Raw genomic sequence first — 21,547 nt, 5'->3', positions numbered from 1 at the left:
TGAACGTGGCCTATCTGGCCACGAACTGGTGCCGCCTGGCCAGGTAGGGAGCCATGCTAAAGTTCTGAACCAGTAGTAGTTCGGGCTTTTCGGGCTTCCAGCCCAGCAGCAGGTCAGGCTTGCCGGCTATGTAGTGCAGGTTCAGGGTTTGCTTCCGGCCTGCCTTGTCCGTCAGCTGTAGCACCACATCTGGCCGCTGCCTGGCCAGTGCCTCAAAGGCACCTGGGTAGCGCTCTTCGGCAGGCTCCAGGGCATAGGTGGGCTTGTACTGGCGGGCATAGCGCAGGCTGGCGGTGGTGTCTGTGGGCTGGTCGGGCAGCTTCCACATGCCATTGGGCTGGCGCCGGAGCACGTAGGAAGAGTCGGCACCCGGGTAGCGCACGGCTATCTGGCGGAGGTCCTCATAGCCCAGGGTAAAGAGGGGTAGCTGGCGCCACTCCTTCAGCCGGGTAGCGTAGTGGCGGTCTACATTGCCCACAAAGCCGGGCAGCTCCACGATGTACGGTATTTCATCGTCCTCCAGGTAGGCCAGCGAGCCTCTTTTGTCTGGCGAGCCTGGGCCCACGTAGTAGATTCGGGTGCTGTCTTGGGTCTGCACCTCTACGCGGACGTGGGTTTCGCGTATGTAGCGCATAGCATTGGCCCGTGCGGTGGATTCAACGGGTTCGCGTGCCTGTATGGTGGCTATGGCCTGCATCAGCTCGCGGATGCGTGCCGGGTTGGCACGGTACAGGTCGTTGGCCCACCAGGTACTATCTTTTTTTACCAGGGTTACCACTTCGTCTTCGGCCAGGCGGGCAAAGTGGCGCCGCAGTACGATCTGCTGAATGCTATTGGTATCGGTTACGGCAAAGTGTCCGGGCCTGAGGCCGGTACCAGTACCGGTGCTGAGGTAGTAGGCTATGGCGAGCACGGCCAGAAGCGCGAGTAGTACGAGGGCGATGCGTTGGTTTTTCATAGGGGCACGGCTAGTGCGGGGTTTTCGGGTGGGCTAGGCTGGCTGCCGGTAGGCTTGGTTTCGGCGGCGGCGCCGCCAGGCGCGCAGCAGCCCCAGGCCTACCACCAGCAGCAGGGGTAGCAGCAGGTTCAGGCCCTGGTAGTACCAGCTGTTGCCCTGCACCTTATCCAGGTCTAGGCGGGGTATCTGCACGTTTCGGGCGTGTATCTGCAGGAAGCTTTTGTCGTCTATCAGCCAGTCCAGGGCGTTCATCAGCAGCTGCTTGTTGTTGGCGGGGATGGCCGTGGTGCCGGTATAGCGTAGCCGTCCGCCGGTGGGCAGGTCTCCGTCGCTAAACACGACCATGCGGTTTGGCATCACGGTGTTGTTGATAGTTGGGGCACGGGTATCCAGGCTATCGGGTATCCGGCGGCCACGGAACACAGAGGGGAATGTACCCGCCAGAGCCAGGCCTACCAGCCGCTCGCCCTTGCCGAGGTAGAGGTCTCGGGGTGGGCGGTCAAACACAGCCCGCTGCAGGTTGATCAGGATGGCCCCCTCGCGCGAGCGGCTGTAGGGGCTGGTGCGCAGCAGGGGCTGGTGGCGAATGCCGGGGGTAGCCAGGGTATCCAGGCTGCTGGCATAGTGCAGCTTCACGGTCTCCAGGCTGCGGGTAATGGGGTGGTCGGGCATCCCGGCCTTGATGATGAGGGGGTAGTAGGGGTAGGGTGCCGGCACAGGGCGTGGCCCGCGCTCGTTTTGCTGGTTTCCGGGCAGGTTCATCACCACCTCTATGGGGCCTGCCATGCTGGGGTGGGGGGCTGCCTCTATCAGGTCGGTAGCGATGCGGAACCCGTACCGGAAGAACTGATCATCCAGGTTCAGGCGCCGCAGGATGCTCAGGCTGCTGGCGGTTTCGCTGGCAAAGTCCAGCTCGTCTACCTCCTCCTGGTCTACCAGCCACAGCACCCGCCCACCCATCATAATGTACTGGTCCAGTATGTACTTGTCTCGCTCGGCAAAGGGCTGGGTGGGCTTGGGCAGCACCAGCACATCATAGCCCAGTGCGTCCTTGTCCAGCTGCTGGCGCACGGTGTCGGGCAGCAGGCGGGGGCTTACGGGCAGCAGCTGGCTTTTCCGCAGGTCTACGGGAATGACCTGATAGAACTTGCCCAGCTCGGTCATCCACTCTTTCATCTTCTCCTGGGGCAGGCAGCCGTGGCTTTGCACCAGGCCCACAATGCGGCGCTGGCCGGGCAGCATGCGCTGCATCTGGCTTATCAACTTGTACTCCAGCTCGCCCTCGGCCTTGGCATAGTCACAGTCGTACAGGCCCTGGCCACGCTGTACACAGTCGTTGAAGAGCAGGTTTACCACTTCCTCCTTGCCGTCAAAGTTGAGCACCGCGCCGGGAAAGATAAACTGCTGGCGCATCTCGGTGGCCGACCGCTGCTCGATAATGGGGATGGCGGGTACGCCCTGCTGCACCAGCTTTTGCTGCAGAGCCTGATTCTGGCTAGGGTCTATGAATTCGAACACCAGTTTGCTGCCCGCATGGGCCTGCAGCTCCTGCAGCAGGGTGCGGGTGGCATCGCGAAAGCGCTTTACGCGTGCGGGCAGCTCGGCCCCCTCCAGATACACCTTCACGGTCATCTGCTGCCGCAGGCTATCCATGGTGGCCAGGCTCACGGGGTTCAGGCTATATCGGCCATCATCGCTCAGATCATAGCGCAGTACGGTGCGCTGGGCAAATAGATTGAGCAGCAGCAGGATACCGCCGGCCAGCACGGCTTGCATATATAGGGTACGGACCTGTTTCATTGGGGCAAATGTGGGCAAATAAAACAATTCACTCAGGGCGCGTTCTAGCGCTTACGGGCCGCCAGCTGGGCACGGCTCAGCAGCACGAAGAGCAGGATTACGCTCGCGAAATACAGCACATCACGCACATCCAGTACCCCGCGGCTGATGCTCTGGTAGTGGGCCAGCACCCCCAGCTGTAGCACAAACACATTGAGGGCACCAAAAAGCTGCAGGTCGGCAATCAGGTCGAAACCCGTGTAGAAAAAGAAACAGAAGAACACGGCCACCACGAAAGCCACAATCTGGTTATCACTCAGCGTACTGCACCAGATGCCGATGGCGGCAAAAACAGCCCCCACACCCAGCAGGCCCAGGTAGGCACCCCAGGTAGCGCCTTTGTCCAGGTTTCCCACGGGCTCGGCCAGGTAGTACACACTGGCATAATACACCAGGGTGGGCAGCAGGCTCAGCACCACCAGCACCACAGCAGCCAGGTATTTGCCCAGGATGATCTGCATATCGCGCAGGGGCTTGGTAGCCAGGTACTCAATGGTGCCGGTCTTAAACTCCTCGGAGAAGGCGCGCATGGTAATGGCAGGCACCAGAAACAGTAGCAGAAAAGGGGCGATGCTGAACAGGCTATCCAGGTTGGCCGCACCCGTCTCCAGCAGGTTATCGGGGAATACCCAGAAGAACAGGCCGCTAGCTACCAGAAACACCACCAGCACCATGTAGCCCATCAGGGAATTAAAAAACGCCCCAACCTCCTTACGCAGCAGTACAAGCATGCCATTCATGATGCGCAAAGGTACACAAAGGGGGAAAAATACGATGCCTGCTACAAGGCCGGATCTCATCCTACGTAAAAACATCCATTTTCCCCCACCGGAACGTTGTCCCTTCGGCGTACAGGTGTAACTTTGACTCGAAATTCAAGTTTCAATCTCACCTTACTCAAATCCAAAAGATGAAAAGATTTACTGTGGCAGTACTTACTGCAGGCTTGGTACTGAGCCTGACGGCCTGTGGTGGCGATGGCATAGAGGCCGATGCCACGAACATAGCGAACAAAATGTGTGACTGCCTGAAACTGCAGGAGGCCGGCAAAGCAGACGAGTTTGGCAAATGTGCGGAGGAAATGAACAAGCTGGGCAAGGAGATAGAGGCCAAATACGAAGACTTGAAAGAAAACAAGGAGCTGGAGGAAAAGGCCAAGACTGCCATGAAGGAAGCACTGAAAAACTGCGACCTGAAGAACAAGGCCATGCTACAGGGCATTACCCAATAGGTATTTCCAGCACGGACGCACGCACAAAAAAGAGGGCATCAGCCCTTTTTTTGTACCCCTTGCCGGGCCCACGGGGGAACAGATTGGGCACCACCAGGGGTTATACACCTACTACTACACGACTCAACGTTTGAAACAATCCGTAACCATCGTCGGTGCTGGCCTGGGTGGGCTAGCCACGGCACTGCGGCTTAGCCACCTAGGCTACCGGGTGCGCATCCTGGAGAAGAATGACCAGGCAGGCGGGCGACTAAACCAGCTGAAGCAGGCGGGCTTTACGTTTGACATGGGGCCCTCGTTCTTCAGCATGAGCTATGAGTTCAAGGAGCTATTTGACTCGGTGGGCACCCCTATGCCCCTGGAGCTGGAGGAGCTAGACCCCGTGTATGGGGTAAACTTTGCCGGCGAAGACCGCACCTACCTGATCTACAAAAACCTGGACCGCCTGGCCGAGCAGTTTGCCGACGTAGAGCCCCACTTCAGGCAGAAGGCAGAAAAATACCTGAAGCGGGCCGCCCAGCTGTTTCACGACACCGAGCACCGGATTGTGAAGCGCAACTTTACGGGCAAGCTGGACTACCTGGGGGCCATGGCTACGGTGCCCCTGAAGCACGCCCCCCTGCTGCTACGCAGTATGTGGGCCGAGCTGGAGCGCCACTTCGACAGCCAGCAGGCCAAGGTCATCTTCTCGCTGGTGGCTTTCTTCCTGGGGGCTACCCCATTCAATACCCCTGCGGTGTATGCCCTGCTGAACTATACCGAACTGCAGCACGATGGCTACTGGGGTGTGCGCGGGGGGATGTACCGCATAGTAGAAGCCCTGCTGGCCGAGCTGGAAAAGCGGGGGGTAGAAGTGGTGTACAACACCGAGGTGGTGCGGGCCGAGGGCGACCGGGAGGTAACGGCCCTGATAGACCAGCACGGCCACCGCTGGGCAGCCGACATCTATGTGTGCAATGCCGATGCAGCCGCATTTCGTGGCCTGGCACTGCAGCGCCCCAGGTACCGGCCCGAGCGGCTGGACAAACTGCAGTGGACGCTGGCGCCCTTTACCATCTACCTGGGTGTGCAGGGCCGGCTAGACAATGTGTATCACCACAATTACTTCCTGGGCGATAACTTCCATGCCTATGCAGAAGAGATTTTCCGGACGCAGGTGGCACCCGAGAAGCCCTACTATTACCTGAACGTAAGCAGCCACACCGACCCCACCTGTGCGCCCCCCGGCTGCGAAAACCTCTTCATCCTGTGCCCCGTACCCGACCGACGGTACAAGCCGCAGTGGGACGATGCCGAGCAGCTGGCCGACACCATTGTGGCAGACCTGAGCGCACGCATAGGCTACGACCTGCAGGCCCATACCCTAACCCGAACGGTAATGACACCGATAGACTGGGAAGAGAAGTTTCGCCTATACCGGGGCAGCGGCCTAGGCCTGGCCCATGGCCTGAACCAGGTGGGTGCCCTGCGCCCAGCCAACAAGGATGAGCACTTTGGCAACCTGTACTACGTAGGGGCCAGCACCATACCGGGTACGGGCCTGCCCATTGTGGTAATATCGAGCAGATTGGTTACCGAACGCATACAGAAAGAACATGCACCCACAGCAGCAGCTATATAACCACAGTAGCCTGGCCTGTAGCAAGCTGGTAACCCGGGCCTACAGCACCAGCTTCAGCAAAGGCATACGCTGCCTGGCCAGGCCCCTGCGAGACCCCGTTTATGCCATCTATGGCTTTGTCCGTTTTGCCGATGAGATTGTAGACACCTTTGAGGCCGTAGACCGCACGCAGCTGCTCAACCGCTTCCGGCAAGATACCTGGCTGGCCCTGGAGGAGCGCATTAGCCTGAACCCCATCCTGCACGCCTTTCAGGAAACGGTGCACCGCTACCAGATCCCCAGGGCCTACATCGAGGCCTTTCTGCACAGCATGGAGATGGACCTTAGCTACACGCGCTTCAACCAGCAGGAGTACGAGACCTACATATACGGTAGTGCCGAGGTGGTAGGCCTGATGTGCCTGTGCGTATTCTGCGAAGGAGACCCCCGGCGCTACGAACCGCTGGTGCCATCGGCCCGCGCCCTGGGCAGTGCTTTTCAGAAGATCAACTTCCTGCGCGACCTGAAGGCCGACTGGGAAGAACGGGGCCGGGTGTACTTTCCAGGCGTAGAGTTTAGCCTGTTTAGCGAGGCGGACAAACAGGCCATAGAGGCCGACCTGGCAGCAGACTTCCGGGAAGGCGCTGCGGGCATTGCCCAGCTGCCCACAGGGGCACGACTGGGGGTAGATCTGGCCTATCGCTACTACCTGCGTCTGTTTAACAAAATCCGCCACCTCTCTGCCCGCAGGCTCACACAGGGCCGTGTGCGGGTGAGCGATAGCCGAAAGTTTTCCATTTTCCTCACCACCTACTGGCAGCATGCACGTAGCCGATAGTGCCACTGGCTGGGCACTGGCCCTGTTTCGCGCGCTGGACGTGGGGCCCTATACCTATGCCTGCCTGCACTTGGTCTGCCTGGCTGCCCCCCTGCTACTCACCTTCGACCCATGGGTGCGCTTTTACCGGCGGCTGGGGTGGTTTATGCTGGCGCTTATTTTTCCCGCAGCCTACTTTATCCTGTGGGATGCCACCTTCACCACCTGGGGGGTGTGGCACTTCAACTATCGCTATGTTACCGGCCCCAGCCTGTGGGGCCTACCCTGGGAGGAGTGGTTGTTTTTTTTCAGTGTCCCCTATGCCTGCATCTTCCTGGCCGACACCTTCGAGGTATGGTTTCCCATCCGGCCCCGGCCCCGGCTTGGGCGTGTACTCTTCCTGCTGCTCTACGGTTTTCTGCTCCTGCTGCTCCCCCTTAGCTGGGGGCTGCTGTATACCCGCTATACCCTGCTAGGCCTCCTGGTGTGGATGCCGCTATCGGCCTGGTGGATAGGCCTAGGCTGGTGGCCGCACATCCTGCGCACCTGGCTCGTCTGCCTGATACCCTTTTTCCTGGTCAATGGGGTGCTTACAGCCCTGCCCGTAGTGGTATACAACGATGCCGAAAACCTGGGCATCCGGCTCATCACCATCCCCGCCGAAGACACCCTGTACGGATTCCTGCTCTTCCTCATGACCTTTACCCTCTACAAGGTCCTGCTAAGAAGATACTCGGGCAGAGCCACGGTTTCGCGGCCCGCTGCTTAGCTAAGCAGCTTGGCACATGCATACTATTTTTTATATTCAGGCATGCGTGTGTACCCTTGGCTAATGCTTTTGCTTATCGGGGCAAGCCTATCGGCTTGTCAAAAAGACAAACCCGGCCAACCAGATATACGAATTGGGGTAGGCAGCACCGAGGAAATCACACTAGCCCGGGCACTGGAGGCCGAGCGGGAACGCTTTAGGGCACATACACCGCGCAGAGAAGTAGAGCTGTATGAAAGGAGCATAGCCCATTTGAGCAAGAGCGGCATACTGGAGGGGGCTATTCAGCTGGGAGATCTGGCACCGGATTTCACGCTCCCGAATGCCACAGGCATGTCGGTACGCCTATCCGAGCTGACCCGGAAGGGGCCCGTGGTGCTTACCTGGTACCGGGGCGGCTGGTGCCCATACTGCAACATCAACCTACAGTACCTGCAGCGGCACCTCCCTGCGTTCCGGGCCGAGGGGGCCACCCTGATAGCCCTTAGCCCCGAAGTGCCCGACAGCACCCTGTCTACCAAAGAAAGGAATGGCCTACAGTTCGAGGTACTGAGCGACCCCGACAACCAGGTAGCCAAGGCCTACGGCCTGGTGTACCGGCTAACCCCCACCGTGGCGGCTGCCTACCGCAAGCACTGCGACCTGGCAGCCTACAATGGAAACAAACACCAGGAGCTGCCCCTGGCGGCCACCTACGTGCTTGACCGGTATGGGCGCGTGAGCTGGGCATTTGTCGATGCGGATTACCGAAAGCGAGCTGAGCCCCAGGATATTGTAGCTGCGCTGAAGAAACTGGACGAATAAACCGATTGACCACAGGCCAGATCGGTGTATTTTTGCACTCGGTCTTTTTCGCCTCGGGCAGAGGCCAGTCGGTTTTATTAGGAAACGGTATATGAACCAGGTAAGAATAACGAAAAAACGCAGCTGGGGATGGATAGCCGGATGCGTGCTGGGTGTGTGCGGCCTGATGGCCTGCCAAGACACCACCGAGCAGGCCCGCGGGAAGCTGGCGATGGCTGAGCAGAAGCGCGACCGCGACAGCCTGGTAAGTGCTGCCCGCCTGGCAGACGAGGCTGTGAAGCTGGATAGCACCGCCTATAACGTGTACAAGCGGGGCATGTACAGCATAGAGGCAGGCATAGTACTGGAAAAGAACAGCTACCACACCGATGCCATGTACTGGCTGCAAAAAGGAGTGGAAGACCTGAGCCAGACCGAGGGCCACGATATGCACACCCCCAAGGCCTACTACTACCGGGGGGTGGCCCGCAGCATCCTGATGGATAAGGTGGGTGCCTGTAGCGACCTGACCTATGCCCGCAGCCTGGGCTTTCCCGTAAAGCCCGCTGCCCTGGAGCATGCCGAGTGCGACCGAATAGACAGCCTGTCGGTAGAGCTGGGCCGGGCCGACTTATCCATCCGGTAGTTTGTATAACTTGCCGGGCGTATGGAGTTCGTCCGTCTGTTTGCCAGCCTTCTGCCCCTGCTAGGGGGCCTTTGTGCCCTGTGGGGCCGATCGGGCCGACTGGCGCTGGCGGCCTATCTACTCTCGCTCCTTGCCTTTGGCCTCAGCCTGGCTGCCGCGCCAGGCACCCTACTCTACAGCTGGACAGCTACCTTTCCGGCCCTGCAGCTGGGCCTGGTGCTGGACCCGCTGAACGCAGTGCTGCACGTAATGGTTGGCCTCATTGCCTGCCTGGTCGCGCTTTTTTCGCGCTACTACCTGCATGGCCACCCTTGGCAGGCTCGTTATTGGGTCTATCTGGGCGCCTTTACCACTGCCATGCACGGGCTGCTGCTCTCGCCTGGCCTGTTCCAGCTTTTTATCTTCTGGGAGCTGATGGGGCTGTGCAGCTTCTTGCTCATCTCCTTCTACCAAAGCCCGCGTGCCAGCCAGGCCGCCACAAAGGCATTCTGGCTAAACCGCATAGGGGACGCAGGCCTACTGGCAGGCATCCTGGGCCTGGTGGCCAGCGGGGCAGGAGATGCCTTTTCGTCCCTGGCTGGGGCACCGGCCTGGGTGCCCTATGCCCTGTGTATGGGGGTGATGGCCAAGAGCGCGCAGTTTCCGCTACAGGTGTGGCTGCCCGATGCCATGGCAGGCCCTACCACCGCCTCAGCGCTCATCCACGCGGCTACCATGGTGGCAGCCGGGGTGTTCCTGCTGGCCCGCATCGTGCCCTGGCTGGGCCCGGAGCCGCTGCACTTCTTGCTCCTGCTGGGTAGCCTCACGGCGCTAATGGCCGCCCTATCGGCCCTGGCCCAGTCGGACATCAAAAAACTGCTTGCCTATAGCACCATCAGCCAGCTGGGCTTTATGGTGGCCGCCATGGGCACCGGCCAATGGCAGGTGGGGGTGGCCCATCTACTTACCCATGCCTGCTTCAAGGCGGGGCTCTTCTTGGGTGCCGGCGTGCTAATCCACGAGCTGGGCCACCACCCGCAGCACTACCCCGATCCGCAGAACCTGTACCGCATGGGGGGGCTGGCCCGCCGCCTGCCCTGGACTACCACCTGCATGACCCTATGTGGCGCGGCCCTGGCAGGCCTGCCCCTTTTCTCGGGTGGGCTGAGCAAGGAGCCCATCCTGGCAGTCGTATTCCAGGCGGCCCCGGGGCCAGGCTGGCTGCTCCTGCTCAGTGCCCTGTGCACCGCAGCCTATGTGAGCAAGCTACTCTGGCTGGCCTTCTACCGCAGGGGGCAGGGGCCCGCCCTGCACGAGCCCGACTATCGAACCCGCCTGCCACTGGGCATCCTGGCTGCCCTATCGCTCTGGCTGCCCTATAGCCCGAACCCGCTACAGCCCGAAATGGGCTGGTGGCCGGGCTGGATCGGCTTTTCAGCCCCCCATTCCGGCTTTATACTGGTGGCAGCACTGGCTAGCACGGTGCTGGGTGTGCTGCTGGCCGGTCTGCTATTCCGCACCCGGCTGTGGGGGCCTGGCCCACAAGCACCCCTGGCAGGCTGGAGCAGGGGGCTGCGGGCAGGCAAGCAGGTGCTAGCTCATCATTTCTACCTCGATACCCTCTGGATCAGCCTGGCCGCGGCCACCATCCGGCTGGCCCGAGGCTTGGCCTGGCTGGACACCCGCCTGATAGACGGCCTGGTGAGGGGTAGTGCCCGGCTGGTGGCCGGTGCACCCGGGCCAGGCCAGCACACCCGTACCCTCGGCCTGGCTGGCCTGGCCACCCGGCTGGAATACCACCTGGTAGACGGGGCAGTACGTGGCCTGGGAGCCCTCTTCCTGAACGGGGGAAACGCCCTGCGCCAGCTACAGGCCGGGCGTACGCAGCGCTACCTGCTCATCAGCCTACTGCTGCTTGCCCTGCTGTTTGCGCTCTTTTGGATTGTGAACTGGGTGGGAATGGAATCGTAATGCGATATTTTTCGACCAAGCCCGCCAAGCTTTTGTATTTTCGCCTCTCTTACCATGGGCCTGCTTAGCCTCCTTACCTTTCTGCCAGTTGTGTTGGCATTGCCCCTGGCCCTTAGGCAGGTGGGGGTGCGCGGCCAGCGGCTGGCCGTGCTAGCCACCCTGGGCCTGCAGCTGCTGCTTATTGCCGGGCTGTATGCCGGCAATAGCCTGACGATGGGGGAAAAGCTGCTATGGATCCGCCTGCCGGTGGGCGAGGCCGAGCTGCGCATACACTACGAGCTGCAGCTGGACGGGGTAGCCTGGATGCTGTGCCTGCTGAGCACCCTGATCCTGCTGACGGCTGTACTGGCCACGCCGCGAGACGTAGCCCGCAGCCGCCTGTACTACGCCCTGCTGCAGCTGCTGAACACCAGCCTCATCGGCAGCTTTCTGGCGCAAGACCTGGTGCTCTTCTACATCTTCTTCGAGCTGATGCTGCTACCCATGTTCTTCCTGATCGGCATCTGGGGTGGCAAGCGGCGCGAGTATGCAGCCATCAAGTTTTTTCTCTACACCCTGGTCGGCTCGCTTTTTCTGCTGCTGGTACTGGTGGGGCTGGTGTTCAGCTACCAGCCCGAGCCCGGCGTGCACGACTTTAGCCTAAGCACCTACTGCCAGGCCGGCACCCTGCTGCCAGGCAGCCCCTTTGCAGCCACCAGCCTGCGCACCCTGGGCTTCTGGGCCATGTTTCTGGCCTTTGCCATCAAGCTGCCGCTGGTGCCCGTACACACCTGGCTGCCCGATGCACACGTAGAGGCCAGCACGCCCATCTCTGTCATCCTGGCCGGCACCCTGCTGAAGGTGGGGGGCTATGGGCTATTCCGCTTTGTACTGCCCATCTTTCCGGATGTGGTGGTAGCCCAGCAGCCCTGGCTGCTGCTCATCGCCTGCGTTACCATCGTGTATGGCGGGCTGGTGGCCCTAGGCCAGGTGCACTTCAAGCGGCTGGTGGCCTACAGCTCTGTCTCGCACATGGGTTTTGTGCTGCTGGGCCTTGCCAGCCTGAGCGAGGTGGGCATGCTGGGTGCGTTGCTCCAGCTTTTCACCCACGGGGTCATCTCCGCCCTGCTGTTCCTCAGTGCCGGGGTGCTGTATAGCCGCCTGGGCACCCTGCAGCTGGATGCCGCGTCGGGCCTGTGGCGGGCCATGCCCCGCTTCACCTTCTTTGCCGCCCTGGGCATATTTGCCGCCCTGGGCCTGCCGGGCCTGGCTGCCTTTGTGAGCGAGCTGCTGGTACTAACCGGCACCCTGACCACCGCCCCTGCCCTGGGCTATGCGTATGCCTTCTTGCCCTTTGCAGGCATACTGCTAGGGGCAGGCTACCTGCTGTGGGCCTTCCAGCGGCTGTTTATGGGGCCGCTACGCAGCCCCGTAGCCGATGGCGTGCTGGCAGACCTGGGCCGGGCCGAATGGATTTCCTTTGGCATCCCCGCCTTTTTCACGGTCCTAATCGGGCTGTATCCGGGCTGGCTGCTAGGCCCCCTGCTAGAGCCCGTGCAGCACACGCTTAAACTCCTGGGGCTATGATAGATGCGGGCACGGCGCTAGCCGAAATTCGCTACGGCCTGGGTGCTATCCTGCCCGAGGTCTATCTACTCAGCCTGCTGGTGGTGCTTATCCTGCTAGACGTGCGGGGGGCCAGCCGCAGGCAGGCTGCCTGGCTGTGTATAGGGGCGCAGCTGGGCCTGCTGGGCTGGCTGCTGTATCAGGGTCCACCGGCGCAGCCCCGCCCGGCCCTGCTGGGCCAGGTGGTGCAGGATGCCACCGGGTGGTACCTCCGCCTGGTGCTCACGGCCAGCCAGCTACTCACGCTCTTCCTGACCCTGCAGATGGCCTGGCCAAGTGGCATTCGCCAGCGGGTTACTTTCTTTAGCCTGCTGGTGTGCCTACAGCTGGGGCTGCAGGTCATGGTCATCAGCCAGCACGTCCTTAGCCTGTTCGTTGGCATGGAGCTGGCCAGCCTGTGTAGCTATGTGCTGGTGAGCTACTTCCGCACCGAGCGCGCTGCCAGCGAGGCCGGGGTTAAGTATCTCCTCTACGGGGCGTTCAGCAGTGGCATCATGCTGTTTGGCTTCAGCCTGCTGTACGGCCTTACGGGTACACTCAGCCTGGCCCCGGGCGAGCTGGATGTGCTGCTGCAGGATGTGGATACGGTGCCGCTGCTACTGGCCCTGCTGTTCGTGTTTGCAGGCTTTGCCTTCAAGGCCAGCCTATTCCCCTTCCACTTCTGGGCACCCGATGCCTACGAGGGGGGCAACTGGGCCACGGCCACGCTGCTGGCTACCGGTAGCAAGGTGGCCGCCTTTGGGCTCATCCTGCGGTGGATGCAGGCCCTGCCCCCGGCGGGGGTATGGCTACAGCTGCTCCTGGCCCTGAGTGCCATAGCCATGGTGGGGGGCAATATAGCCGCCTTTACACAGACCCACTTCCGCAGGCTAATGGCCTATAGCGGCATTGCCCACGCGGGCCTGCTGCTATTTGCCAGCCTACAGCCCCAGCTGCCGGCACTACAGGCCGCACTGCTGCTCTACCTGGGCTACTATGTGATGATGACAGGCCTGGCTTTTCTGGCAGGCCATACCCTGGCCCGGCACAGCGGCCAGGCCCACTATACGCACTGGGGCGGACTGGCGCGGCAGCAGCCAGTGGCTGTACTGGGCCTGGCAGTAGCCCTCATCGCCCTGGCTGGGCTACCCCCTACGGCCGGCTTCATGGCCAAGCTCAGGGTCTTCATCCCGCTGTGGAGCTGGTATCAGCAGGGTGGTAGTGCCTGGGTGGGCCTTACGCTCGGCATTGCCGTGCTCAGCACCGTGCTGGGCGTGTTTTACTACCTGAAGCCCCTGATCTGGGTACTGCTGCGCCCCAGCACCACAACGGCAGCAGCAGACGGGCACGACGAACCCCTGGCCAAAAGACCTGCACCCCTGCTGGGTTTTGTCCTGCTCCTGCTCAGCCTGGCGCTCCTGCTGCTCGGTGTATACCTGCCCCCCATCGGCGGGTAGCCGGAAGAAGGGTGCTACACACCGCAGCCCAGATGAACCCTGCCCCACCCCACCTGGCAGCCCCGGCAGAGAAAAAGGTAGCGCAAGCCGCCGGGCCACCCTACCTTTGCGGCTATGGCAAAAACCAAAACGGTGTATGTGTGCGGCGAATGCGGGCAGGACTACGCCAAGTGGCAGGGCCAGTGCAGCAGCTGTGGCACCTGGAACACAATTGTAGAACACAAGATCAGCAGCGACCCCCGTACACCGGCAGCACGAAGCTGGACCGGCACGGAACAGGCCAGCCCCATACGCCTACAGGAGGTAGCCGCCCAAGACTACCCACGCACTGCCCTGCAGGATGCCGAGCTAAACCGGGTGCTGGGCGGCGGCCTGGTGCCCGGCAGTGTACTGCTGCTGGGGGGCGAGCCCGGCATAGGCAAAAGCACCCTACTGCTACAGATAGCCCTGCAGCTAGGGCAGCCCGTACTGTACATAAGCGGCGAAGAGAGTGCCCAGCAGATAAAACTGCGGGCCGAGCGCCTGCCAGGGCAGAATGAACAGCTGTATCTGCTAGCCGAAACCCGGGTGGAGGCTCTCATACCCCAGGTACACCAGCTACGGCCTGCCTTGCTGATTATCGACTCTATACAAACCCTGTACACCGATGCCCTGGAGAGTGCGCCGGGCACGGTGGCCCAGGTGCGCGAGTGTGCCGCACGCCTGCTACGTATAGCCAAGGAGCACCACATACCGCTCATCCTGGTGGGGCACATCAACAAGGACGGAATGATAGCCGGACCCAAGGTGCTGGAGCACATGGTGGATGTGGTACTGGAGTTTGAGGGCGAGCGGCACTACCAGTACCGGGTGCTGCGGGCCACCAAAAACCGCTTTGGCGCCACCCCCGAGCTGGGCCTGTACGAGATGAAGGCCGATGGCCTGCACGCCGAGCCCAACCCCAGCAAGCTGCTGCTGGGCGAGCACAGAAGCCCGGAGGCCGGCATAGCCGTGGCAGCCAGCATACAGGGCATGCGCCCCCTACTGGTAGAGTGCCAGGCCCTGGTAACCGATGCCACCTATGGCAGCCCACAGCGAAATGCCGTGGGCCTGGACATGAAGCGCCTAGGCATGCTGATAGCCGTGCTGGAGAAGAAAGGACGGGTGAAGATGGCCACCAAAGATGTGTTTGTAAACATAGCCGGGGGCATCCGCCTGGATGACCCCGGCTTGGACCTGGCCATACTCTGTGCGCTGCTCTCCTCGGTGTACGATGCGCCGCTACCACCCCAGGCTGTTTTTGCCGCCGAGATCAGCCTGACCGGAGAGCTGCGCGTGGCCGCGCGCCTGGAGCAACGCCTGGCCGAAGCCTCCAAGATGGGGTTTGAGGACTTCTATACCGCCCCAGCCCGGCTAGCTACCCCGGGTACCCGTACAAAAACGGCCCGGCGGCTGGACGAGATTTTCCGACAACTATTCAGCTAGAAAAATATCCCAATGTGGGGAGCATAGGCCATATAGCAGCCTTGTGCATGGCTGTGTGTGCAGCCCTATGTTATTTTTGAATCTTGTATCCCCCTCCGATAAGCAAATAATGAAATCGATAGATCGGGAAAGTGCTGTATACCTGTATGATCGCCTGCTAAGCACGCACAGGCAGCAGCTGGGGTATCGTGAAAAGATCATACAGTTTCGCACCCTGCTCGAGCACCTCTTCAAGCAGCTCACCCAGGACGAAAAAGAAATGATACAGGACCTGAAGGGGCGAATGCAGTACATACAAAACCGCTACGACCCACCGGGTACCCTGGCCGATGAGCTGCATGAATTTCGCATTTTTGCCAACCGGGTGGTACACCAGCTGGAGGTGGAAATAGGCCCCAAAGAGTACCTTACCTGCCTGAAGGTGATGGCCGAGGGAGTACACGCTTTCTCCACCGTAGCCATACCCGACGACCTGACGGTGCTTTTTTCCGACGCTGAAGACCTACAATTCAGCCGCAGTCCACAGCAAAAAAAGAAGCTGATCCAGTACATACAGGCTACGGTGCTGGACATAGGGCCCATACGCAGTGGTGCCAACAGCCGAGAGCCGGATCAACTGCTCTGCTCGCTGTACTGCGACACCCACGAGTACGGCCCCATAACCATCGTATTGCGAGACCTGCGCAAGCGTTTTTTCGGGGCGCACATCAGCCAGATGAGCAGCATCCTGTGGCGCTTTGCCACCCTGGACGTGTATAACCTGGAGCAAGCCAAGGCCGATCAGGATGTGTTTCTTTCCACACCCAACACCCTGCTTGTACTAGAGCCCGACTACCTGATACAAGCTACCGACATTGCCCGCTGCTTTATCCACGATGGGGCAAACCCCATGCTGGATATCATCCACCGCTTCATAGAGTCGGAACCCAGCACCCAGATGGTGAAAGGGGCGCTGATAAACTACCTGCTGGATGAAATGATGGTGGATGCCGACCGAGACTTTGACCAGCTGTATGAAGAGGCCCTACGTGTATACGCCCTGGATGTGCTGGGCCTGATGTACCGAAAACACGGCTGGGATGAGGAACTACTGGCCAGCCTAAGGACCGAGGTGGCGCAGCACCTGCCCCAGCTGCGTGCCTTTGTGGAGGCTACCCAGAACCTGGAAGTATTTATTGAACCCACCTACAACTCGGTAAAATATGGCCTGCAGGGTCGGCTGGACCTCATGCTGCAGGAGCCTGGCAGGCCCGACAAGAAGGACATCATCGAGCTGAAAAGCGGCAAGTCGCCCTCGCCCTACCTAAACAAGGGGGTGAAAAGCGAGCATGAAGCGCAAACCCACTGCTACCACCTGCTGCTAAAGAGCACCTACCCCAGCCGTGTGGGGAACAACGCGATTTTCTACAGCGGCATCCGGGCAGACGAACCAGCCCTGCGCCACGTGGCTACCAATGTGCAGGATGCACAGGAGATAATGATGATGCGCAACCACCTGGTGTGGCACGACTTTCAGCTAGCAGCTGACAACTTTGAAGTCCTCCGACAGCTGGTGCAGGGCCATACCGGAAGCCTACCCAGCTGGAAAAACACCGATGCAGCCCTGGCCATCAACATCTTCAAGCACGCGCCCAAGCTGGAGATCGCCTTCTTTCGCGCCTACGTGGCCTTCATCACCCGCGAAAAGATCATCGCCAAAACAGGCAGCGACGTGGATGAAACCGACCATGGCTATGCTGGCCTGTGGCAAGACAGCCTGGACGAAAAGCTCCAAAACTACCGGATCCTCTATGGCCTAGAGCTGGAGGAGAATGCAAGCGACTTCCGGCAGTTTCATCTAGGCTTTCGGCGCGCAACGGCCCTTAGCCGCCAGGTAGCTAACTTTCGCGAGGGAGACATAGCGGTGCTGTACCCGGTAGAGAAGGACGGTAGCCTGGCCCCCCTTAGCCACCAGATCCTGAAGTGCAGCATCAAGGAGCTGAGCCCAGACCGCGTGCGCATCAGCCTGCGAAACAAACTGGTGAACCCCTCCTACCTGCGCAGCCACCCCCATTGGGTGCTGGAGCACGACTACCTGGAAAACAGCGTAACCGGACTGTATCAGTCACTCTTCAAGTTTCTGCAAAGCACCGAGCAGCACAAGAAACAGGTAATGCTGGGGCAAACGGCACCGGAGTTTGGCCCCACGCAGGGCATAGAAGACCCCGAACTAAGCACCGCACAGAATACCCTGCTAAACCGGGCACTGAGTGCCAAGGACTACTTCCTGCTGCAGGGGCCACCGGGCACGGGCAAAACCAGCATCGTGCTACGCGCCATGATCCGCCACCTGTATGCCGACCCTTGGGAGCAGGTGCTCCTCATGGCCTACACAAACCGGGCCGTAGATGAGATCTGTGTCCAGCTGGAAAAAGAATCCATCCCCTACCTGCGGCTGGGCTTTGCCAATGCAGACACCTTTCATGTACTGAGCCGCATCCTGAAGGAAAAGAGCCTGAAACAGACCTTTGAGGAACTGAGTGGCATACGGGTGATTGTCAGTACCGTCAGCTCGTATCTGTCAAACTTCAACAAACTGCGCAACCGAAACTTCACAACCGCCATTATAGATGAGGCTAGCCAGCTACTAGACCCCTATCTGTGTGGCATGGTAGAGCATGCCCGGCGGTTTATCATGATCGGGGATGAAAAGCAGCTGCCTGCAGTGGTAACGCAGAACCCTGCACGCAGTGTGGTGCAAGACCCGCTGCTGCTGCAGGCCGGCTTTCACGACCTGCGGCACAGCCTGTTTGAACGCCTGCTAAACCGCTGCCGAGACCAGGGCTGGTACGAGGCCTACGGTATGCTGAGCACGCACGGCCGGATGCACCAGGAGGTAGCCGCATTTGTAAACCTGGAGTACTACGAGCAGGGGCTGGAGGTAGCCTCGGAGCGGCAGCGCCAGCCCGGCTTCATTTTTACACGCCCGGTTTCGGATCCGCTATACCCCCTTATGGCCCGGCACCGGCTACTCTACCTCTCCACCCCCAGCCTGCACTACAGCAAAACCCACCCCCTGGAGGCCGAGCTGATAGCCCGCATGGTGCACATTATTGCAGCTCAGTTTCCGGATGGCATCCGGCCCGAAACCCTGGGCATCATCACCCCCTACCGCGCCCAGATAGCCGAGATAACCCAGCGCCTGCCAGCTGAATATCAGAGCCTTATACTGGTAGACACGGTAGAGCGCTTCCAGGGCAGCCAGCGCGAGATCATCCTCATCTCCATGAGTGTAAACCACCTGGCACAGCTGCGGCACCTGCAAAGCCCTACCCTGGATGGCAGGGTAGACCGCAAGCTGAATGTGGCCCTAACCCGCGCCCGCCAGCACGTGTATTTGCTGGGCTGCGACGAGATACTGAGCAAGAACTACCACTACAACCGCCTGATAGCCTGGGCCAAGCAGCACAAGGCCTATGCCCAGGTGGCCGACTTGGCAGATAACATCTAGTCCTGTATTTTTGGCACCGTGACCAAACGCATTCGCTCCTCGCTCACCATGTGCTCGGTGCTAGACCGGCCCCGTAGCCGCTGGAAGGAGCTTCATTTCGCCCTAAAAGCCTTCTATGAACTGATCCGGGGGCTCAGGACCTTCCACTTTCTGGGTCCCTGCGTTACGGTGTTTGGTTCGGCCCGCATACAGCCGGGCGCCCCCTACTACCGCCTGGCCGAGCAGATGGGCGCAGAAATGGTGCGCATGGGGTTTTGTGTCATTACAGGCGGTGGCCCGGGCATCATGGAGGCTGCAAACAAGGGTGCCTTTGAGGCGGGCGGCGTAAGCGTAGGCTGCAACATCCGGCTACCCAGCGAGCAGATGGCAAACGACTACCTGCACCGGAATGTGGACATGAAATTCTTCTTCATCCGCAAGGTACTGCTGGTAAAGTATAGCTACGCCTTTATCATTATGCCCGGGGGGATGGGCACCCTGGACGAACTGTTTGAGACCCTGACCCTGATACAGACGGGCACCATCAAGGGGTTCCCGGTGGTGCTGATGGGAATGGAGTACTGGAAGAACCTGCTGGTGCTGATGGACGACCTGGCAAAGGCCGGCACCATAGACCGGGCAGACCTGGGCCTGGTGCTGGCAACCGACGAGCCCGAGGCGGCATGCGCACACATCCACAAGCATGCCATCGAGCGGTTCAAGCTACGAGAGCGCAGAAAGCGGCTATGGCTGCTGGCAGAATGACAGCACGGCCCACCCAAGCCTAACGCATAGCAGCAGCAAGTGGGGCGACCCTACTACTTGCCACAGGGGGCGTACCAGGCGCAGGCACTGCCCGGCACCAAAAGGGCTGTGTGAGCAAACAGCCCTAACCCACAGAAAATGAAATGGGAAAACCCGCACAAAAAAAGTGCCCGCCTATGTACGGGCGGGCACCACTTGGGGCATTTTTTTCCTGCCGGGCTTGCAGTAGTGCAGCGGTATCTCTAGCTCAGCACGCGCTGGGCCAGCACCACCACCTGGTTATTCAGCACTTCCACCACCCCGCCCTCTATCACATACACCTTACTCTCGGTGGCTGTATCTATTTTTAGCCTGCCCTTCTCCAGGGTGCTGATGATGGGGGCGTGGTTTCGCAGTATCTGAAAGCTACCCTGCGTGCCGGGCACCTGTACCGCATGCGCCTCACCCTTGAATACCGGGCCATCTGGGGTAATGAGTTCTACTGTCATCTTTTTTTATGGATTCGAGGTATACAACCTGCGGGGTGCTGTACCCGGGCAACAAATGGGCCGCGGGAAACAGGCCCGGCATGGCGCACTACTCCAGCCTGGGGATTAGTTGTTCTCCTTCATCAGTTTTTCGCCCTTGGCAATGGCCTCATCCAGGTTGCCCACCAGGTAGAAGGCAGCCTCGGGCAGGTGGTCATACTCGCCGTCCATGATCGCGTTGAAGCCTTTGATGGTGTCTTCTATGCTCACCAGGGCACCCTTCAGGCCGGTAAAGGCCTCGGCCACGTGGAAGGGCTGGCTCAAGAAGCGCTGCACCTTGCGGGCGCGGGCAACCGTCAGCTTGTCCTCCTCACTCAGCTCATCCATACCCAGGATGGCAATGATGTCTTGCAGGTCCTTGTACTTCTGCAGGATATTCTTCACACGCTGGGCACAGTTGTAGTGCGCCTGGCCTACTACCGCCGGTGTTAGCACGCGGCTCGTAGAGGTGAGGGGGTCTACCGCCGGATAGATACCGATGGCAGCCAGCGAGCGGCTTAGCTCGGTAGTGGCATCCAGGTGGGCAAAGGTGGTAGCCGGTGCCGGATCCGTATAGTCATCCGCAGGCACATATACCGCCTGTATAGAGGTAATGGAGCCGTTCTTGGTAGAGGTAATGCGCTCCTGCATGGCACCCATCTCCGAGCTGAGGGTAGGCTGGTAGCCCACCGCCGAGGGCATACGGCCCAGCAGGGCCGACACCTCGGAACCGGCCTGGGTAAAGCGGAAGATGTTGTCGATAAAGAAGAGCACATCGCGCCCACTGCCCTGGCCGTCTCCATCGCGGAAGTATTCGGCAATGGTGAGGCCCGTGAGGGCTACGCGTGCACGGGCTCCGGGGGGTTCGTTCATCTGGCCGAATACGAAGGTAGCCTGGCTAGACTCCAGCTCCTGCATATCCACACTCTTCAGGTCCCAGCCGCCTTCTTCCAGGCTGTGCTTGAATTTTTCGCCCGGGCGGATGATGTTGCTCTCAATCATCTCGCGCAGCAGGTCATTCCCCTCGCGGGTGCGCTCGCCCACACCGGCAAATACGCTCAGGCCATTGTGTGCCTTGGCAATGTTGTTAATCAGCTCCTGGATCAGTACGGTTTTGCCTACGCCAGCACCCCCGAAGAGGCCAATCTTACCACCCTTCAGGTAGGGGGCCAGCAGGTCGATCACCTTGATGCCGGTAAAAAGCACCTCGCGCTCTACAGACAGATCGGCAAACTTGGGCGCCGATCGGTGGATCACATAGCGATCCTTCACCTGGGGCTCGGGCAGGCCGTCTATGGCCTTTCCTACTACATTAAAGAGGCGTCCGCGAATGGCATCGCCCACGGGTACGCTGATGGGCTGCCCCAGGTCATACACCTTGGCACCACGCTGCAGGCCCTCGGTGGCATCCATGGCAATGGTACGCACACGGTGCTCACCCAGGTGCTGCTGTACCTCCAGGATAAGGTCTGAGCCAGCGGCCTGGGGGATGCGCAGGGCATCATAGATCTTGGGTAGGCGCGCACCTTCGGCGCTAAAATCAACGTCTACGACAGGCCCAATGATCTGGGCAACGGTGCCGATATTTTCTGTAGTACTCATGCAGGTGTTAAAGAATGGGGCAAATGCTCAAAAAACGGGCGCAAGTTAGGAAAAAGCAAGGGGATATCAGCATACTGGGCTGTAGAAAAAAAGCACGCCAAGCCGGA

At 60.2% G+C, this 21,547-nt stretch carries 17 protein-coding genes; 12 read left to right on the top strand and 5 right to left on the bottom strand.

The window, feature by feature from the left end:
• Positions 1 to 10 precede the first annotated feature (10 nt).
• Genes LW884_01935 through gldF form a run of 3 tightly spaced genes read right to left on the bottom strand, consistent with a single transcriptional unit; the run spans position 11 to position 3,528 of the window.
• The gene (locus tag LW884_01935) at positions 11 to 958 is read right to left on the bottom strand and encodes a DUF4340 domain-containing protein (protein MCE3007097.1); all 948 of its coding nucleotides are present in this window, start codon (positions 956 to 958) and stop codon (positions 11 to 13) included.
• A 33-nt stretch (positions 959 to 991) separates the two neighbouring features.
• Positions 992 to 2,758 carry a Gldg family protein gene (locus tag LW884_01930; GenBank protein MCE3007096.1) on the bottom strand — a complete coding sequence of 589 codons (1,767 nt, stop codon included), beginning with the start codon at positions 2,756 to 2,758 and terminating at the stop codon, positions 992 to 994.
• A 44-nt stretch (positions 2,759 to 2,802) separates the two neighbouring features.
• Entirely contained in the window at positions 2,803 to 3,528 is a 726-nt protein-coding gene (gldF, locus tag LW884_01925) for a gliding motility-associated ABC transporter permease subunit GldF (protein MCE3007095.1), read from the bottom strand.
• A 179-nt stretch (positions 3,529 to 3,707) separates the two neighbouring features.
• On the opposite strand from gldF, the gene LW884_01920 reads away from it, so the two are divergent.
• From LW884_01920 to LW884_01865, 12 genes are all read left to right on the top strand, one after another.
• On the top strand, positions 3,708 to 4,028 hold the full coding sequence (locus LW884_01920) for a hypothetical protein (GenBank protein MCE3007094.1): 321 nt from the start codon (positions 3,708 to 3,710) through the stop codon (positions 4,026 to 4,028).
• Positions 4,029 to 4,158: 130 nt separating this feature from the next.
• Entirely contained in the window at positions 4,159 to 5,649 is a 1,491-nt protein-coding gene (gene crtI / locus LW884_01915; protein ID MCE3007093.1) for a phytoene desaturase family protein, read from the top strand.
• Positions 5,624 to 6,466, top strand: a complete 843-nt coding sequence (locus LW884_01910; protein ID MCE3007092.1) for a phytoene/squalene synthase family protein — start codon at positions 5,624 to 5,626, stop codon at positions 6,464 to 6,466. The genes crtI and LW884_01910 overlap by 26 nt, the downstream gene beginning before the upstream one ends.
• A complete protein-coding gene (locus tag LW884_01905) occupies positions 6,450 to 7,214 on the top strand; it encodes a lycopene cyclase domain-containing protein (protein MCE3007091.1) in 765 nt (254 codons plus the stop codon). The genes LW884_01910 and LW884_01905 overlap by 17 nt, the downstream gene beginning before the upstream one ends.
• 63 nt (positions 7,215 to 7,277) lie before the next feature.
• Positions 7,278 to 8,018 (top strand): AhpC/TSA family protein, encoded by a 741-nt coding sequence (locus LW884_01900; protein ID MCE3007090.1) that lies wholly within the window; start codon positions 7,278 to 7,280, stop codon positions 8,016 to 8,018.
• A 91-nt stretch (positions 8,019 to 8,109) separates the two neighbouring features.
• Positions 8,110 to 8,643 carry a hypothetical protein gene (locus LW884_01895; GenBank protein ID MCE3007089.1) on the top strand — a complete coding sequence of 178 codons (534 nt, stop codon included), beginning with the start codon at positions 8,110 to 8,112 and terminating at the stop codon, positions 8,641 to 8,643.
• Between the two features lie 21 nt (positions 8,644 to 8,664).
• Positions 8,665 to 10,593, top strand: coding sequence for an NADH-quinone oxidoreductase subunit M (locus LW884_01890; GenBank protein MCE3007088.1), 1,929 nt, complete (start codon positions 8,665 to 8,667; stop codon positions 10,591 to 10,593).
• 54 nt (positions 10,594 to 10,647) lie between these two features.
• Positions 10,648 to 12,159: an NADH-quinone oxidoreductase subunit M gene (locus LW884_01885; protein MCE3007087.1), complete on the top strand. Its 1,512-nt coding sequence runs from the start codon at positions 10,648 to 10,650 to the stop codon at positions 12,157 to 12,159.
• A complete protein-coding gene (locus LW884_01880; protein ID MCE3007086.1) occupies positions 12,156 to 13,634 on the top strand; it encodes an NADH-quinone oxidoreductase subunit N in 1,479 nt (492 codons plus the stop codon). Before LW884_01885 ends, LW884_01880 begins: the two co-directional genes overlap by 4 nt.
• A 114-nt stretch (positions 13,635 to 13,748) precedes the next feature.
• Positions 13,749 to 15,098, top strand: coding sequence for a DNA repair protein RadA (gene radA, locus LW884_01875; GenBank protein MCE3007085.1), 1,350 nt, complete (start codon positions 13,749 to 13,751; stop codon positions 15,096 to 15,098).
• Positions 15,099 to 15,207: 109 nt separating this feature from the next.
• Positions 15,208 to 18,588 carry an AAA domain-containing protein gene (locus tag LW884_01870; protein ID MCE3007084.1) on the top strand — a complete coding sequence of 1,127 codons (3,381 nt, stop codon included), beginning with the start codon at positions 15,208 to 15,210 and terminating at the stop codon, positions 18,586 to 18,588.
• 18 nt (positions 18,589 to 18,606) lie between these two features.
• Complete coding sequence (locus LW884_01865) at positions 18,607 to 19,332, top strand: TIGR00730 family Rossman fold protein (GenBank protein MCE3007083.1); 726 nt, start codon at positions 18,607 to 18,609, stop codon at positions 19,330 to 19,332.
• A 242-nt stretch (positions 19,333 to 19,574) separates the two neighbouring features.
• Here the strand turns inward: LW884_01865 and atpC are convergent, their stop codons facing one another.
• Both atpC and atpD read right to left on the bottom strand, forming a co-directional pair.
• Complete coding sequence (gene atpC / locus LW884_01860; GenBank protein MCE3007082.1) at positions 19,575 to 19,820, bottom strand: ATP synthase F1 subunit epsilon; 246 nt, start codon at positions 19,818 to 19,820, stop codon at positions 19,575 to 19,577.
• A gap of 105 nt (positions 19,821 to 19,925) precedes the next feature.
• Positions 19,926 to 21,440 (bottom strand): F0F1 ATP synthase subunit beta, encoded by a 1,515-nt coding sequence (atpD, locus tag LW884_01855; GenBank protein MCE3007081.1) that lies wholly within the window; start codon positions 21,438 to 21,440, stop codon positions 19,926 to 19,928.
• Positions 21,441 to 21,547: the final 107 nt, after the last annotated feature.

Source organism: Bacteroidota bacterium, from assembly GCA_021300195.1.
Taxonomy (GTDB): domain Bacteria; phylum Bacteroidota; class Bacteroidia; order J057; family JAJTIE01; genus JAJTIE01.
This window is presented reverse-complemented; position numbering and strand designations above follow the sequence as displayed.

Coding starts and splice junctions, on each gene's coding strand:
- LW884_01935 (MCE3007097.1), bottom strand. CDS start 958: ATGAAAAACCAACGCATCGCCCTCGTACTACTCGCGCTTCTGGCCGTG.
- LW884_01930 (MCE3007096.1), bottom strand. CDS start 2,758: ATGAAACAGGTCCGTACCCTATATATGCAAGCCGTGCTGGCCGGCGGT.
- gldF (MCE3007095.1), bottom strand. CDS start 3,528: ATGCTTGTACTGCTGCGTAAGGAGGTTGGGGCGTTTTTTAATTCCCTG.
- LW884_01920 (MCE3007094.1), top strand. CDS start 3,708: ATGAAAAGATTTACTGTGGCAGTACTTACTGCAGGCTTGGTACTGAGC.
- LW884_01910 (MCE3007092.1), top strand. CDS start 5,624: ATGCACCCACAGCAGCAGCTATATAACCACAGTAGCCTGGCCTGTAGC.
- LW884_01905 (MCE3007091.1), top strand. CDS start 6,450: ATGCACGTAGCCGATAGTGCCACTGGCTGGGCACTGGCCCTGTTTCGC.
- LW884_01900 (MCE3007090.1), top strand. CDS start 7,278: ATGCTTTTGCTTATCGGGGCAAGCCTATCGGCTTGTCAAAAAGACAAA.
- LW884_01895 (MCE3007089.1), top strand. CDS start 8,110: ATGAACCAGGTAAGAATAACGAAAAAACGCAGCTGGGGATGGATAGCC.
- LW884_01890 (MCE3007088.1), top strand. CDS start 8,665: ATGGAGTTCGTCCGTCTGTTTGCCAGCCTTCTGCCCCTGCTAGGGGGC.
- LW884_01885 (MCE3007087.1), top strand. CDS start 10,648: ATGGGCCTGCTTAGCCTCCTTACCTTTCTGCCAGTTGTGTTGGCATTG.
- LW884_01880 (MCE3007086.1), top strand. CDS start 12,156: ATGATAGATGCGGGCACGGCGCTAGCCGAAATTCGCTACGGCCTGGGT.
- radA (MCE3007085.1), top strand. CDS start 13,749: ATGGCAAAAACCAAAACGGTGTATGTGTGCGGCGAATGCGGGCAGGAC.
- LW884_01870 (MCE3007084.1), top strand. CDS start 15,208: ATGAAATCGATAGATCGGGAAAGTGCTGTATACCTGTATGATCGCCTG.
- atpC (MCE3007082.1), bottom strand. CDS start 19,820: ATGACAGTAGAACTCATTACCCCAGATGGCCCGGTATTCAAGGGTGAG.
- atpD (MCE3007081.1), bottom strand. CDS start 21,440: ATGAGTACTACAGAAAATATCGGCACCGTTGCCCAGATCATTGGGCCT.